Annotated in this window: 11 protein-coding genes; 5 read left to right on the top strand and 6 right to left on the bottom strand. The window is 72.0% G+C overall.

The window, feature by feature from the left end:
- Positions 1–354 precede the first annotated feature (354 nt).
- A complete protein-coding gene (locus ACY0PA_RS19690) occupies positions 355–1,281 on the bottom strand; it encodes a cyclase family protein (protein WP_473085854.1) in 927 nt (308 codons plus the stop codon).
- A gap of 84 nt (positions 1,282–1,365) precedes the next feature.
- Here ACY0PA_RS19690 and ACY0PA_RS19685 point away from each other — a divergent pair, with 84 nt between their 5' ends.
- From ACY0PA_RS19685 to ACY0PA_RS19675, 3 genes are read left to right on the top strand one after another with little or no spacing between them, the layout of a single operon-like run.
- Entirely contained in the window at positions 1,366–2,277 is a 912-nt protein-coding gene (locus ACY0PA_RS19685) for an SDR family NAD(P)-dependent oxidoreductase (RefSeq protein ID WP_473085853.1), read from the top strand.
- Positions 2,278–2,310: 33 nt separating this feature from the next.
- Positions 2,311–3,510 (top strand): acyl-CoA dehydrogenase family protein, encoded by a 1,200-nt coding sequence (locus ACY0PA_RS19680; RefSeq protein ID WP_473086369.1) that lies wholly within the window; start codon positions 2,311–2,313, stop codon positions 3,508–3,510.
- Entirely contained in the window at positions 3,507–4,556 is a 1,050-nt protein-coding gene (locus ACY0PA_RS19675) for a Zn-dependent alcohol dehydrogenase (protein ID WP_473085852.1), read from the top strand. Before ACY0PA_RS19680 ends, ACY0PA_RS19675 begins: the two co-directional genes overlap by 4 nt.
- Positions 4,557–4,563: 7 nt before the next feature.
- On the opposite strand, the gene ACY0PA_RS19670 is transcribed toward ACY0PA_RS19675, so the two are convergent.
- Positions 4,564–5,586 carry a GlxA family transcriptional regulator gene (locus ACY0PA_RS19670; RefSeq protein ID WP_473085851.1) on the bottom strand — a complete coding sequence of 341 codons (1,023 nt, stop codon included), beginning with the start codon at positions 5,584–5,586 and terminating at the stop codon, positions 4,564–4,566.
- Positions 5,587–5,690: 104 nt separating this feature from the next.
- Here ACY0PA_RS19670 and ACY0PA_RS19665 point away from each other — a divergent pair, with 104 nt between their 5' ends.
- Positions 5,691–7,019 (top strand): MFS transporter, encoded by a 1,329-nt coding sequence (locus ACY0PA_RS19665; protein WP_473085850.1) that lies wholly within the window; start codon positions 5,691–5,693, stop codon positions 7,017–7,019.
- Here ACY0PA_RS19665 and ACY0PA_RS19660 read toward each other — a convergent pair whose 3' ends face one another.
- The 4 genes from ACY0PA_RS19660 to ACY0PA_RS19645 form a co-directional block, all read right to left on the bottom strand.
- Positions 7,020–7,637, bottom strand: coding sequence for a flavin reductase family protein (locus ACY0PA_RS19660; protein WP_473085849.1), 618 nt, complete (start codon positions 7,635–7,637; stop codon positions 7,020–7,022).
- A 327-nt stretch (positions 7,638–7,964) separates the two neighbouring features.
- Positions 7,965–8,753: an enoyl-CoA hydratase/isomerase family protein gene (locus ACY0PA_RS19655; RefSeq protein ID WP_473085848.1), complete on the bottom strand. Its 789-nt coding sequence runs from the start codon at positions 8,751–8,753 to the stop codon at positions 7,965–7,967.
- Positions 8,754–8,830: 77 nt separating this feature from the next.
- A complete protein-coding gene (locus tag ACY0PA_RS19650; protein ID WP_473085847.1) occupies positions 8,831–11,047 on the bottom strand; it encodes an acetate--CoA ligase family protein in 2,217 nt (738 codons plus the stop codon).
- A gap of 222 nt (positions 11,048–11,269) precedes the next feature.
- Positions 11,270–12,421 carry a flavin-containing monooxygenase gene (locus tag ACY0PA_RS19645; protein ID WP_473086368.1) on the bottom strand — a complete coding sequence of 384 codons (1,152 nt, stop codon included), beginning with the start codon at positions 12,419–12,421 and terminating at the stop codon, positions 11,270–11,272.
- A 149-nt stretch (positions 12,422–12,570) separates the two neighbouring features.
- On the opposite strand from ACY0PA_RS19645, the gene ACY0PA_RS19640 reads away from it, so the two are divergent.
- Entirely contained in the window at positions 12,571–13,023 is a 453-nt protein-coding gene (locus ACY0PA_RS19640; protein ID WP_473085846.1) for a DoxX family protein, read from the top strand.
- Positions 13,024–13,025 lie beyond the last annotated feature (2 nt).

The raw sequence follows: 13,025 nt of genomic DNA, 5'->3' as shown, positions 1-13,025 counted from the left end.
GTCCCCGCGCGCCCGGCGTGCCTCGCCGTTCCTCGGTGTGCGTCGGTTCGCGCCGGGCGTGCGCCGTCACAAAGGTCACATAACTAGCAGATCTCCTTGCGGGTGTTGACGACGGGTGTCCGTTTGATCACGCTTGTGGTCAGCGATTCGTGGCGAGGGGACGCCAAGGGTTCCGGTGACGGGAGCCCTCGGTGAGTACGGGTCGCGCCGCGGCGGGCGGCTCTCCCAGGGGCCGGGGGAGCAGCGCCCGGGCGCCGGGGGCCGGACGGCGGTGCGAGCGCATCGCCGACCGGCCTGCCCTGAACTCCCGTACGGAACAAGCCTCTTGATGCCTGCTTGATGCCTGCTTGATGCCTAAAGGATCGCGACCGGGGCCACGGGTGTGCCCGTGCCGCCCACGAAGGGCTCGGGCATCGCCGACAGCAGGAACGCGTAGCGCGCATCTTGTGCACAGGCTGTGGACAAGTTCTCCAGATTCCAGTTCTGGCCCTGGATCATGCCCATTTCGACCAGGTCGAGGGCGTGCACCGGCAGCCAGAGGTTCTCGTGCTCCGGCGGGAAGATCTCGAAGGTGAGGGTGTCGTTGGCGACGGCGGCCACGTCGCGTGCGTGGAACCACTCGGGCGTGCGCACGGACAGGCCGGGGGACGGATAGCCGTACGCGTGCTTGTCGCCCGCGAGATACGTCTGGATCTGGCCGGTGCGGACGAGGGCGATGTCGCCGGCGCGGACGGTGACATGGCCGAACTCCTCGGCCTCGGAGAGGTCTTCGGGCGTCACGGCGTGGTCGCCGGGCAGCCGGTCCACGCCCTTCGCCGCCGCGACGTCGAGCAGGACGCCGCGCGAGACGATGTACGGGGCCTTGTCGATGCCGCTGAACAGTGCCCCGCCGTGCGCCGTGATCGTGTCGGCGGGGCGGCCGTTGTAGATCCGGCCCGAGTGCGAGATGTGCGTGAGGGCGTCCCAGTGTGTGGCCGCCTGGAGTCCCATGGTCACCGCGTCGTCGCTGGTGGCGACGGTGCCGGGGCCGAACAGCTCGTGGTTGATCTGGACCATGGTGTGGAGCGGGTTGACGCGGCCCGGGATCAGTCCGGTCTGCACCCCGTCCTCCTTGAGGGGCAGCGCGAGCGGTACCCGGCGGCCTGTGCGGACGGTCGACGCGGCCTCGCGCACGACCTCGTCGGTGACCAGATTGAGCGTGCCGATCTCGTCGTCGGCGCCCCAACGGCCCCAGTTGTTGACGCGCTTGGCCATTTCGTGGAACTCGGCAGGCAACGACATGAGTGCTCCCCGGGGCTTGTCTTCCAGTATCTGACGAGTCATAGAATCTAACGGTCCGTCAGAAACCGCGGGAAGGGGCCGGACGTGGGGAACTTCTTGGCAGGCAAGGTGGTGGCCGTCACCGGGGCCGGGCGCGGCATCGGCAGGGCCGTCGCGCTCGCCTGCGCCGCCGAGGGCGCACGGGTCGTGGTCAACGACTACGGGGTGTCCATCGAGGGCGGCGAACCGGCGAGCGAGATCGCCGAGTCCGTCGTCAAGGAGATCGAGGCGGCCGGCGGCGAGGCCGTCGCCGTCGCCGACGACATCTCGACCATGGCGGGCGGTCAGCGGATCGTCGACGTGGCGCTCGCCCGGTACGGACGGATCGACGGCGTCGTGTGCGTCGCCGGGATCCTGCGCGAGCGGATGCTGTTCAACATGTCCGAGCAGGAGTGGGACCCGGTGGTCGCCACGCACCTGAAGGGCACGTTCACCGTGTTCCGGGCGGCGTCCGCCGTCATGCGCAAGCAGGGGGCGGGCACGCTCGTCGGCTTCACCAGCGGCAACCACCAGGGATCCGTGGCGCAGGCCAACTACAGCGCCGCCAAGGGCGGGATCATCTCGCTCGTGCGCAGTGCCGCGCTCGGGCTGCACAAGTACGGCGTCACGGCGAACGCGGTCGCGCCCGTCGCCCGTACGCGGATGTCGGCGAACGTGCCCATGGAGCTCAAGGAGATCGGGGAGCCGGAGGACGTCGCCGCACTCGTCGTCTATCTGCTCAGCGAGCGCGCCCGCGCCGAGAAGATCACCGGGCAGGTGTACACGATCGCCGGGCCCAAGATCGCGGTCTGGGCCCAGCCGAGGGAGCTGCGCTCGGGCTACGCGGAGGGCGGCTGGACGCCGGACAAGATCGCGGACTTCCTGCCGGGCACCGTGGGCGTCGATCCGATGCCGATGCTCGCGCAGCTGGAGGCGATGGCCGAGGCGGCCGCCGCGAAAGCGCGGCCCAACCAGTGACGTCGAGGTCGAGGCCGGGGGCGGAGGCGCGTGGTGGAGTTCGGGTTCGGTGATGAGGACGAGGCGTTCCGGCGGGAGGCCCGCGCGTGGCTCGCGGAGCACCTCACCGGCGAGTACGCCGTCGCCCGGGGGCGCGGCGGCCCCGGGAGCGAGCACGAGGACGCCGACGTACGGCGCTCCTGGGAGCGGGAGTTGGGCGCGTCCGGGTGGATCGGGCTCGGCTGGCGGCGCGGCGGGTACGGCAATCGGGTCGCCTCACCGACCCAGCAGGTCGTCTGGGCCGAGGAGTACGCGCGGGCCCGCGCGCCCGCACGCCACGGGCACATCGGCGAGAACCTGCTCGCCCCGACCCTGATCGCGTACGGCGACGAGGAGCAGCAGCGGCGCTTCCTGCCGCCGGTCGCCTCCGGCGAGGAACTGTGGTGCCAGGGCTACAGCGAACCCGGCGCCGGTTCCGACCTCGCGAACCTGCGTACGACCGCCGTGCGCGACGGGGACACGTACCGCGTCACCGGGCAGAAGGTGTGGACGTCGCTCGCGCACGAGGCCGACTGGTGCTTCGTGCTCGCGCGCACCGAGGCCGGGTCGCGGCGCCATCACGGCCTGTCGTTCCTCCTCGTGCCGATGGACCAGCCGGGCCGGATCGAGGTGCGGCCCATCCGGCAGCTGACCGGCACGAGCGAGTTCAACGAGGTGTTCTTCGACTGCGCGCACGCGCGCGTGGAGCACGTCGTCGGCGGCGAGGGGCAGGGCTGGCGGGTCGCCATGGGGCTGCTCGCCCTGGAGCGCGGCGTCTCGACGCTCGCCCAGCAGATCGGGTTCGCCGCCGAACTCGCCGAGGTCGTACGGACCGCGGTGCGTACGGGCGCGGCCGGGGACCCGCTGTTCAGGGACCGTCTCGTACGGCAGTGGGCCGAGCTGCGCGTCATGCGGTTCCACGCGCTGCGCACGCTCGGCGGCGCGCAGGACCAGGGCGCCCCGAGCGTCGCCAAGCTCCTGTGGGGCCGCTGGCATCAGCGTCTGGGCGAACTCGCCCTCCAGGCGCGGGGCGCGCTCGCCGCCGCCGGGCCCGGGGACTGGACGCCTGACAGTCGTTACGAACTCGACGCCGCACAGCGGCTGTTCCTCTTCAGCCGGGCCGACACGATCTACGGCGGCTCGGACGAGATCCAGCGCAACATCATCGCCGAGCGCGTGCTCGGGCTGCCCAGGGAGACGAGGGAGTCGTCATGAGGGGTGTCGTGTTCGACGGGGTCCGGGCCGACGTGGTCGACGATCTCGACATACGCGATCCGGGACCGGGCGAGGTGCTCGTCGACGTCGCCGCCGCCGGACTGTGCCACAGCGATCTGTCGGTGATCGACGGGACCATCCCGTTCCCGGCGCCGGTCGTGCTCGGACACGAGGGTGCGGGCGTCGTGGAGGCCGTCGGCGCGGGCGTCACGCATGTGGCGCCCGGGGACCATGTGGCGCTGTCCACGCTCGCCAACTGCGGCGCCTGCGCGGACTGCGACCGGGGACGGCCGACCATGTGCCGCAAGGCGATCGGGATGCCCACGCAGCCGTTCTCGCGGGGCGGCACAGCGCTCTACCAGTTCGCCGCGAACTCCTCGTTCGCCGAGCGGACCGTCGTGAAGGCCGTCCAGGCCGTGCCGATCCCCGCCGAGATCCCGCTGACGTCGGCCGCGCTCATGGGGTGCGGGGTGCTGACCGGCGTCGGCGCCGTCCTCAACCGGGCGCGCGTCGGCCAGGGCGACACCGTCGTCGTCATCGGGACCGGCGGGATCGGCCTCAATGTGCTCCAGGGCGCCCGGATCGCGGGCGCGTCCAGGATCGTCGCCGTCGACGCGAACCCCGACAAGGAGGCGGTGGCGCGGCAGTTCGGCGCGACGGACTTCCTGACCTCGGCCGCCGGGGTCAGGGACGTCCTGCCGCACGGCGCCGACCACGTCTTCGAGTGCGTCGGCCGCGTCGAGCTGATCCGGACGGCCATCGACCTCCTCGACCGGCACGGCCAGGCCATCATCCTCGGCATGCCGGCCGCCGACGCGGAGGCGTCCTTCGTGCCCGCCCAGCTCTTCCTCGACAAGTCCGTCCTGGGCTGCCGCTACGGCTCTTCGCGGCCCCAGCGCGACATCAGGCTCTACGCCGACCTGTACCGCCAGGGCCGGCTGCTGCTCGACGAGCTGGTCACACAGACGTACCCGGTCGAGGACTTCGCGAAGGCGGCTCAGGACGCGCGGCAGGGGAGGGTGGCGCGGGGGGTGCTGGTGTTCTGAGCCGGGCCTACGTGTGTGGAACCGCGCCCTGCATGGTCGTGGCGTGGAACGTGCGGCGGTACGCCGTCGGCGTCACGCCCAGTGCCGTCTGGAGGTGCTGACGCATCGACTGCGCCGTGCCGAAGCCCGACTCGCGCGCCACCTGGTCCATCGACAGGTCGCTCGACTCCAGGAGGTGCCGGGCCCGCTCCACTCGCTGCTGGGTGAGCCACTGGCCCGGGCTGACGCCGGCCTCCTCGCGGAAGCGGCGCGTGAAGGTGCGGACCGACATCGCCTCCTGGGCGGCCAGGTCGCGCAGCTGGAGCGGTTCGTGGAGTCGGGCGAGGGCCCAGGCGCGCGCCTTCGTCGTCGTCGCGAGCTGAGGTTCGGGGACGGGGCGGTGGATGTACTGGGCCTGCCCGCCGTCGCGGTGCGGCGGGACGACGGTATGGCGGGCCACCTCGTTGGCCACCGCCGTGCCGTGGTCGCGGCGGACCAGGTGCAGGCAGAGGTCGATGCCCGCGGCGACGCCGGCCGACGTCAGGACGTCCCCGTCGTCGATGTACAGGACGTCCGCGTCGACCTTGATCTTGGGGAAGAGCCGCTGGAAGTGCTCCGCCGACGCCCAGTGCGTGGTCGCCGGGCGCCCGTCCAGATAGCCGGCCGCCGCGAGGACGTAGCTGCCGGTGCAGATCGACACCATCCGTGTACCGGGCCTGACCTGCGCGAAGGCCGCCGCCAGCTCGTCGGTGAGTACGCCCTCGTCGAGGACGGGGCCGTGCTCGTACGACGCGGGCACGACCACCGTGTCCGCGGTCGCGAGCGCCTCCGGGCCGTTTCTGATCAGGACGGCGAAGTCGGCGTCCGTCTCCACGGGGCCGGGTTCCCTGACCGAGCAGGTCACGACCTCGTACAGCGGGCGGCCCTCGGCGTCCTTGGCGCGGGTGAAGATGCGCTGGGTGATGCCGAGTTCGAAGGGGAGCACGCCGTCGAGGGCCAGGACGACCACACGGTGGGGGCGCCGGGTGCGGGCTGCGGGAGTCTCGGGCATGACTCCGAGTGTATGGCCCGATCCTAGCGAAGGCTGTCTTTCGGGCCACTCGTCCGGGGCGGGCCCGTGATCCGATGCTGTCTGCTGTGACGCACACATCGGACATGACACCGACCACCGCGGCCAAGGGCTCGCCCGGCGCGGGCGCATCCCGTCCGCCCCGCCCCCGTCCCCGTATCCACCGCGCCTGGTTCGTGGCCGCCGTCACCTTTGTGACGATCATCGGAGCCGCCGCCTTCCGGTCCCTGCCGGGGCTCCTGATCGACCCCCTTCACCGGGAATTCGACTGGTCCCGCGGCACCATCGGGCTCGCCGTCTCCATCAACCTCGCGCTGTACGGGCTGACCGCGCCCTTCGCCGCCGCCCTCATGGACCGGTTCGGCATCCGGCGCGTGGTCGCCGTCGCCCTGGTCGTCATCGCGGCCGGCTCCGGCCTGACCGTGTGGATGGACTCGGCGTGGCAGCTCCTGCTGTGCTGGGGCCTGCTCGTCGGACTCGGCTCCGGCTCGATGGCCCTGGCCTTCGCCGCCACCGTCACCAACCGCTGGTTCACCGCCCGGCGCGGGCTCGTGACCGGCATCCTCACGGCCGCGTCCGCGTCGGGACAGCTCATCTTCCTGCCGCTGCTCTCGTGGATCGTGGAGAAGCACGACTGGCGGCCCGCGGCCGTGACGGTGGCGCTCGCGGCCCTCGCCGTCGTGCCGTTCGTGTGGCTGCTGCTGCGCGACCACCCGGCCGACGTGGGGACCACCCCGTACGGCTCCGAGGAGTTCGTCGAGAAGCCGCCGCCCGTCACCGGCGCCGCCCGCCGCACCGTGGCCGTGCTCTTCAAGGCCGCCCGTACGGGTCCCTTCTGGCTGCTCGCCGGGACGTTCGCGATCTGCGGCGCCTCCACGAACGGGCTCGTCCAGACGCACTTCGTACCGGCCGCGCACGACCACGGGATGCCGATCACCGCGGCGGCCTCGCTGCTCGCCGTGGTGGGGGTCTTCGACGTCGTCGGGACCGTGGCGTCGGGCTGGTTCACCGACCGCTTCGACCCGCGGCGGCTGCTCGCGGTGTACTACGCGCTGCGCGGGGTCTCCCTGCTGTTCCTGCCGATGCTCCTCGCCCCGTCCGTCCACCCGCCGATGGTCTTCTTCATCGTCTTCTACGGGCTCGACTGGGTCGCCACCGTGCCGCCCACCCTGGCCCTGTGCCGTGAGTACTACGGCGAGGACAGCGCGATCGTGTTCGGCTGGGTGCTCGCCTCGCACCAGGTGGGCGCCGCGCTCGTCGCCTTCCTCGGCGGCGTCGCCCGTGACACGTTCGGCTCGTACGACGTCGTCTGGTACGCGTCCGGGGCGCTGTGCGCGACGGCGGCCCTGATGGCGCTGGTCATCCGGCGCCGGAACGCCGATGCCGATGGCCTCCTGGTGGCCGACCTCGCCTGATCAGTGCTCGAAGCGGCCGAACGCGCCCTTGTGGAACAGCAGCGGGGGCGCCTCGCCCTCCGCCGTCCCGAGCGCCTCCACCCGGCCCACCACGATGAGGTGGTCCCCGCCCGTGTGGACCGCGTGGATCGTGCAGTCGACCCACGCGGGCGCACCCGCCAGGCGGGGCGAGCCCGTGACCGGCGCCGCGTCATGCTCGACGCCGGCGAACTTGTCCGCTCCGCTCACCGCGAACGACCTGCACAACGCGCCCTGGTCCGCGCCCAGGACGTTCACGCAGAAGACGCCGGCGCTCGCGATGCGCGGCCAGGTCGTGGACGTACGGGCCACCATGAACGCCACCAGTGGCGGGTCCAGGGAGAGCGAGGAGAAGGACTGGCAGGCGAAGCCGGCCGGGGGAGCGCCGGGGTGCGGGGGCGGCGCCGTGACGACCGTGACGCCGGTGGCGAAGTGGCCGAGGACGCGGCGGAACTCGCCGGGGTCCAGCGGCGCCCGCTCGTCCTCGCCCACGGCCCGTAGCTCCGGACGCGGCAGTGCGTCCACCGGCTCGGCCGACGTGGGCGCACCGACCGACCGGAGATACCTGACCACCGTCGCTGCCATTCCTGCGTGTCCCATCACACCTACGATTGAAGCTGACGGAGCGTCAGATGGGAAGTGGGTGGGAGGGGTTGATGTTCGGGCCCGGGGTCTGGCGGGTGTTGTCGTTCGCTGTGCGGCTGTGCGGCTGTGCGGCTGTGCGGCTGTGCGGCTGTACGGCTGTGGGCTCGCGGGCTCGTGGCGTGGCGCTGGGTAGTTCGTCGGGCGGGGCCGCGGCGGGATGTACGTGCTCGCTGTTCTACGGGTGCTCGTTCCCGGTCCCATGCCACGGAGTGTGGTGCTGGTGGCTCCGCGCGCACATCCCGCCACGTCCCCTCGCGCCGTCCCGCGGCCGCGGCTCTCGTCTCAGCGGCCCTTGTACGCCGCGTCGCGTCGTTCCCGGAAGCTCGCTATGCCCTCTTGCGCGTCCTCCGTCGTCATGTTGATCTCCTGTGCCGACGCCTCCGCCGTGAAGGCGGTCGTCCGGTCCGACTCCAGTGAGGCATTGACGAGTTGCTTGGTCATGGCGATGGCTCGGGTCGGGCCGTTCGCCAGGCGCCTCGCCCATTCCTCGGCCGTCTTGCGCAGCTCCCCGTCCGGGACCGTGCGGTTGACCAGGCCCAGGCGTTCCGCGTCCGGCGCGGAGAGCGCGTCGCCGAAGAACATGAGCTCCTTTGCCCGCTGCGGGCCGATCAGGCGCGGGAGCAGATAGGCGCCGCCGCCGTCCGGGACCAGGCCCCGGCGCACGAACACCTCGATGAACCTGGCCGACTGAGCCGCGAGCACCAGATCACACGCGAACGCCAGATGCGCCCCGATCCCGGCCGCCGTCCCGTTGACCGCCGCCACGACCGGCTTCTCGCAGTCCATGACCGCCGCGATCAGGCGCTGCGCGCCCAGGCGGATCGTGCGGGCCACATCGCCGGGCACGCGCGGCCCGGCGGCCGGCGCGCCCCGCAGGTCCGCCCCGGCGCAGAAACCCCTGCCGGTCGCCGTGAGGACGACGGCGCGCACGTCAGGGTCGGCGGAGGCGCTGTCCAGGATGCCGATGATCTCCTCACGCTGGTCCCAGGTCAGCGCGTTCATGGCCTCGGGACGGTTGAGCGTGATCCAGGCGACGGCGTCGGCCGTGGTGCACTCGATGGTGGCGGACATGACCTCTTCTTCCCTGTACGGAGGCGGGCGCGGGCGGGGGTGGCGGGCGGCGGGCGTGTGTGCGGTACCGGCCGGGCTCAGTGGCAGACGGCGAGCGCGTCGAGCGCCACCGCACCCTGGCCCCGGGGGAGCACCATCAGCGGGTTGATGTCCAGCTCCGCGAGTTCGCCGCCCAGTTCGAGGGCCATCCGCTGGACCCGCAGGACGACCTCCACCAGCGCGTCCATGTCCACGGGCGGCGCCCCCCGCATCCCGTCCAGAAGCGGCCTGCCCCGCAGTTCGTCGAGCATCGCCCGCGCCTGGTCCTCCGCGAACGGCGGCACCCTCACCGCCGTGTCCCGCAGCACCTCCACGAGTACGCCGCCCAGGCCCACCGTCACCGTCGGGCCGAACAAGTCGTCCTGCGTGACCCCGACGACCATCTCGACGCCCCGCTCGACCATCTGGCAGACCAGGACGCCGTCCAGGTCGAGGCCCTCGTAGCGGGCGATGTCGGTGAGTTCCCGGTAGGCGTCCCTGACCTGGCTGGCCGAGGTCAGCCCGACCTTGACCAGGCCGAGGTCCGACTTGTGGGCCAGCCGCGCCCCGGACGCCTTCATGACGACGGGGTAGCCGACCTGCCCGGCCGCCCGTACGGCCGCCGCGGCGCTGGTGACGAGCTGCTCGCGCGGTACGCGGATGCCGTACGCCCGCAGAAGCTGCTTCGCGGCGTGCTCGCTGAGCTGGCGGCCCGGGCGCATCAGGGCCTGCGCCTTGCGGAAGGAGGGGGAGGGCGTGCGGGGCGCCTCGGTGAACGGGGAGCGGTAGGCGGCCGTGAAGCGGTGGTGGTCCAGATAGGCGCGCACAGCCGTGATGCAGTTCCCGAACGTGCGGAACGTCGCGAGGCGCGAGGAGCCGAGAAGCGTCTCGCAGTAGGCGTCCTCCGTGCCCAGGGGCGAGCCCCAGACGACACAGATCAGCTTGTCCGTGCGCTCCGCCGCCTCTGCCAGGTCCCGGGCCAGCTTGTCGCTCATCGGCGGGAACGGGCCGGTGATCGGGCAGATCAGGACGCCTATGGACGGGTCCTGGAGGATCGACTCGATGATTTTGGGGCCGCGCCAGTCACCCACGGGGTGGCCGCCGTTGTCGATCGGGTTCGCGACGTTGAGGTACTCCGGGATCCACTGGTGCAGTTCCTGCTGCTTCGCCTCGGACAGCGCCGGCAGGGTCAGGCCCGCGCGCGTGGCGAGGTCGGCGAAGTGGGCGCCGGTGCCGCCGGATATCGAGTAGACCGCCACGCCGTCGGCGCGCGGGGGCCGCGCCCGCGCCAACAGGGCCGCCGTGTCCTGGAGTTCGTCGAGTCCGTCGACCCTGATCACGCCGAACTGGCGCATCGCCGCGTCCACCACCGTGTCCGCGCCGGTCAGCTTGCCCGTGTGCGAGGCCGCCATGCGGGCGCCCGTCTCGGTGCGGCCGACCTTGACGGCCACGACGGGTACGCCGCCCCGGGCCGCGCGGTCCGCCGCGAGGAGGAACCCGCGGCCGTCTTTCAGGCCCTCCACGTAACACGCGATCGCCCCGACCTCCGGCTGCTCGGCGAAGTACGAGATGAAGTCCGCCGTCTCCAGGTCCGCCTCGTTGCCCGTGGGCGCCCAGTGCGAGAGCCGTACGCCCAGCTCCTGCATCGTGTAGAGGGGGCGGCCCTGGTGGCCGGACTGCGTGATCAGGGCGATGGCCGGCCCTTCGAGGTCCTCGCGGAACTCTGAGAACGCGTTCAGGTTGGTGTTCGGGCCCAGAAGCCGCATACCCGAGCGGCCGACCGCCGCGGCCAGGGACGACTGCGCGGCCGCTCCCTCCTCGCCGGTCTCGGCGAAGCCCGACGCGAAGACCACCGCGAACTTCACCTTGGCCTCGGCCAGTTCCTCGATGACCGGCAGCGGGTCCGAGATGAGGAGTACGGCGAGGTCGACGGGTTCGGGCAGCGCGGAGACGCCCGGCGAGCACGGGATGCCGAAGACGGTCTCGCGGGTGGGGTGCACGGGGTGGAGGCGGGCGCCCCCGCGCTCCGCCCACGCGATCAGCTGCCGCGTGATGCCCGTGTTCGGGCGGCCCTCGGCGTCGGACGCGCCGATGACCGCGATCGATTCGGGCCGGAAGAAGCGGTCCAGGTCGGGCACCTCGCGGTGCAGTGGCCTGCCGCTCACGTCCAGGTCGTCCGCCCTGCTGTGCACGGCGGGTGCCGGCTGCTCTCCGCAGGCGATCGTGCGGGCCCGGCGGGGGTCGGTGGTCAGGGTGCCGTATGTCGATCCAAGCATCGGGTCCGCCCGCTCCTCGACTGGTGCTCACGTAACTGACGTAGTGTCAGATTACTGAACTGACGCTGTGTCAGGAACAGGGCTGCACGCAAAGGCTGTTACGGGTGTTCCCGCGGGCGCGCGGGTTGGAACGCGGGATGTGGCCACTGTGCAAGGGGTGGCGTCGCGAGCGCATGGCACCCTGCGTGCCGGTCAGAGGCTGGGCGGCGGCGCCGGACGGGATCAGCCCGCGATCGCCTTCGCGATCTTCCGTGCGTCCAGGGCCAGTTCGCGGAACATGCCGCTGATCGGGTTCGTGTAACCCGTGAAGTAGAGGCCGGGCGCGGCGGGGTCCGTCCGCCGGCCGTGCGTGGTCGGGCGGCCCCGGGCGTCCAGGACACCGAGGTGGCCCACGAGGTCCTCCAGCGCGCGCCGGTATCCCGTCGCCGCGATGACCGCGTCGGGGCCGATGCGCGTGCCGTCCGCCAGGACCACCTTGCCGTCCTCGAACGACTCGACGGCCGCGACCGGTTCGACCTGGCCCGTGCGTACGGCGTCGATCAGGCCGACGTCCTGCACGGGGATCGCGCCCTCGCGCACCCGCGAGTAGAGGCCGGTCGTGGGTCTGGGCAGGCCCTGTTCCGCCAGGTCGGGCACGCTGAGCTTCGCCATCGGGCGGGCCAGGCGGTCCACGAGCGCCACCGGCAGCCTGCGGCACAGGATGCCGGTCCGCTGCGCGGGCCAGCCCGCAGTGGACCGGCGCACGATGTGGGGCGCCGTGCGGACCGCGAGCCGGACGCGGGACGCGCCGCCCTCGGCGAGGTCCACGGCGATCTCGGCGCCGGTGTTGCCGACGCCGACGACCAGCACGTCACGGCCCGCGTACGGCTTCGCGATGCGGTAGTCGCCCGCGTGGAGGAGCTCGCCCGTGTACGAGGAGCGGCCTGGCCAGTCGGGCAGGCGCGGCGTGTGGTTGTAGCCCGTGGCGACCACGACGGCGCTCGCGGCCAGTTCACGGCCGCCCGAGGCGCGTACGAGCCAGCCGTCCTCCGTGCGCTCCACGCGGGAGACCGCCACACCGGTGACGATCTCCAACTGGTGGAACTCGGCGTACTTCTCCAAATAGCGCACGACGTCGTCGCGGGACACCCAGCGGCCGAAGCGGCGCGGGATCGCGAGGCCCGGAAGCCCGGAGAGTTTGCGGGTGGTGTGCAGGCGGAGGCGGTCGTAGTGGCGGCGCCAGGACGCACCGACGTGCTCCGACTTCTCCAGGATCACGGCCCGTACGCCCCGCTCCCGCAGCGCCGCGGCCGCGGCGAGGCCGCCCGGGCCGCCCCCGATGACGTACACGGGGCGGTCCTGGATGCGTGCGGCGGGCGCGGGCTCGGTGACCATGAGTGCGAGCGTAATCACGGATCGATTTGATGGGTCTCGGTCAAGACCGGAATCGATTGCGAATTCATCACGGCGTATGCCCCTTGCGGTAGCCCCCCGGCGTGCGCTGAACTGACGTTCCGTCAGAAACGGAGAGGAGGGCCCCGGTCGTGGACTCGATCTGGCTCGACGGCGTCGAATGGCTGGCCGTGCTGCGCATAGGCCTCGGACTGTGGTGGCTGGAGAGCTGGCGGCACAAGGACAAGAAGGGCTGGTTCGAACGGGGCACCGGCATCGCCTGGGCCGCCGACGTCGCCGCGAAGCACCGCTGGAACGCCGTGCGCAGCGGCTTCGGCGCGGTCGTCACCCCCCGGCCGAAAGTGATGGCGTACATCGTCGTCTACGCCGAACTGGCCCTGGGCCTCGGGCTCGTGGCGGGCCTGCTGACACCCGTGGCCCTCGTCGGCGGGCTGCTCCTGAATCTCCTGTACCTGGTCCTGATGATCCACGACTGGGCCGAGCAGGGACAGAACGCGATGATGGCCCTCATCTCGCTCGTGGCGCTCTTCACCATGTCCTGGCAGGCCTGGTCTCTCGACGCGGCGATCGGACTCTTCCTTTGAAT

The organism is Streptomyces sp. DS1-CR2 (genome assembly GCF_055760475.1).
This window is presented reverse-complemented; position numbering and strand designations above follow the sequence as displayed.

Coding starts and splice junctions, on each gene's coding strand:
- ACY0PA_RS19690 (WP_473085854.1), bottom strand. CDS start 1,281: ATGTCGTTGCCTGCCGAGTTCCACGAAATGGCCAAGCGCGTCAACAAC.
- ACY0PA_RS19675 (WP_473085852.1), top strand. CDS start 3,507: ATGAGGGGTGTCGTGTTCGACGGGGTCCGGGCCGACGTGGTCGACGAT.
- ACY0PA_RS19670 (WP_473085851.1), bottom strand. CDS start 5,586: ATGCCCGAGACTCCCGCAGCCCGCACCCGGCGCCCCCACCGTGTGGTC.
- ACY0PA_RS19665 (WP_473085850.1), top strand. CDS start 5,691: ATGACACCGACCACCGCGGCCAAGGGCTCGCCCGGCGCGGGCGCATCC.
- ACY0PA_RS19660 (WP_473085849.1), bottom strand. CDS start 7,637: ATGGGACACGCAGGAATGGCAGCGACGGTGGTCAGGTATCTCCGGTCG.
- ACY0PA_RS19655 (WP_473085848.1), bottom strand. CDS start 8,753: ATGTCCGCCACCATCGAGTGCACCACGGCCGACGCCGTCGCCTGGATC.
- ACY0PA_RS19650 (WP_473085847.1), bottom strand. CDS start 11,047: ATGCTTGGATCGACATACGGCACCCTGACCACCGACCCCCGCCGGGCC.
- ACY0PA_RS19645 (WP_473086368.1), bottom strand. CDS start 12,421: ATGGTCACCGAGCCCGCGCCCGCCGCACGCATCCAGGACCGCCCCGTG.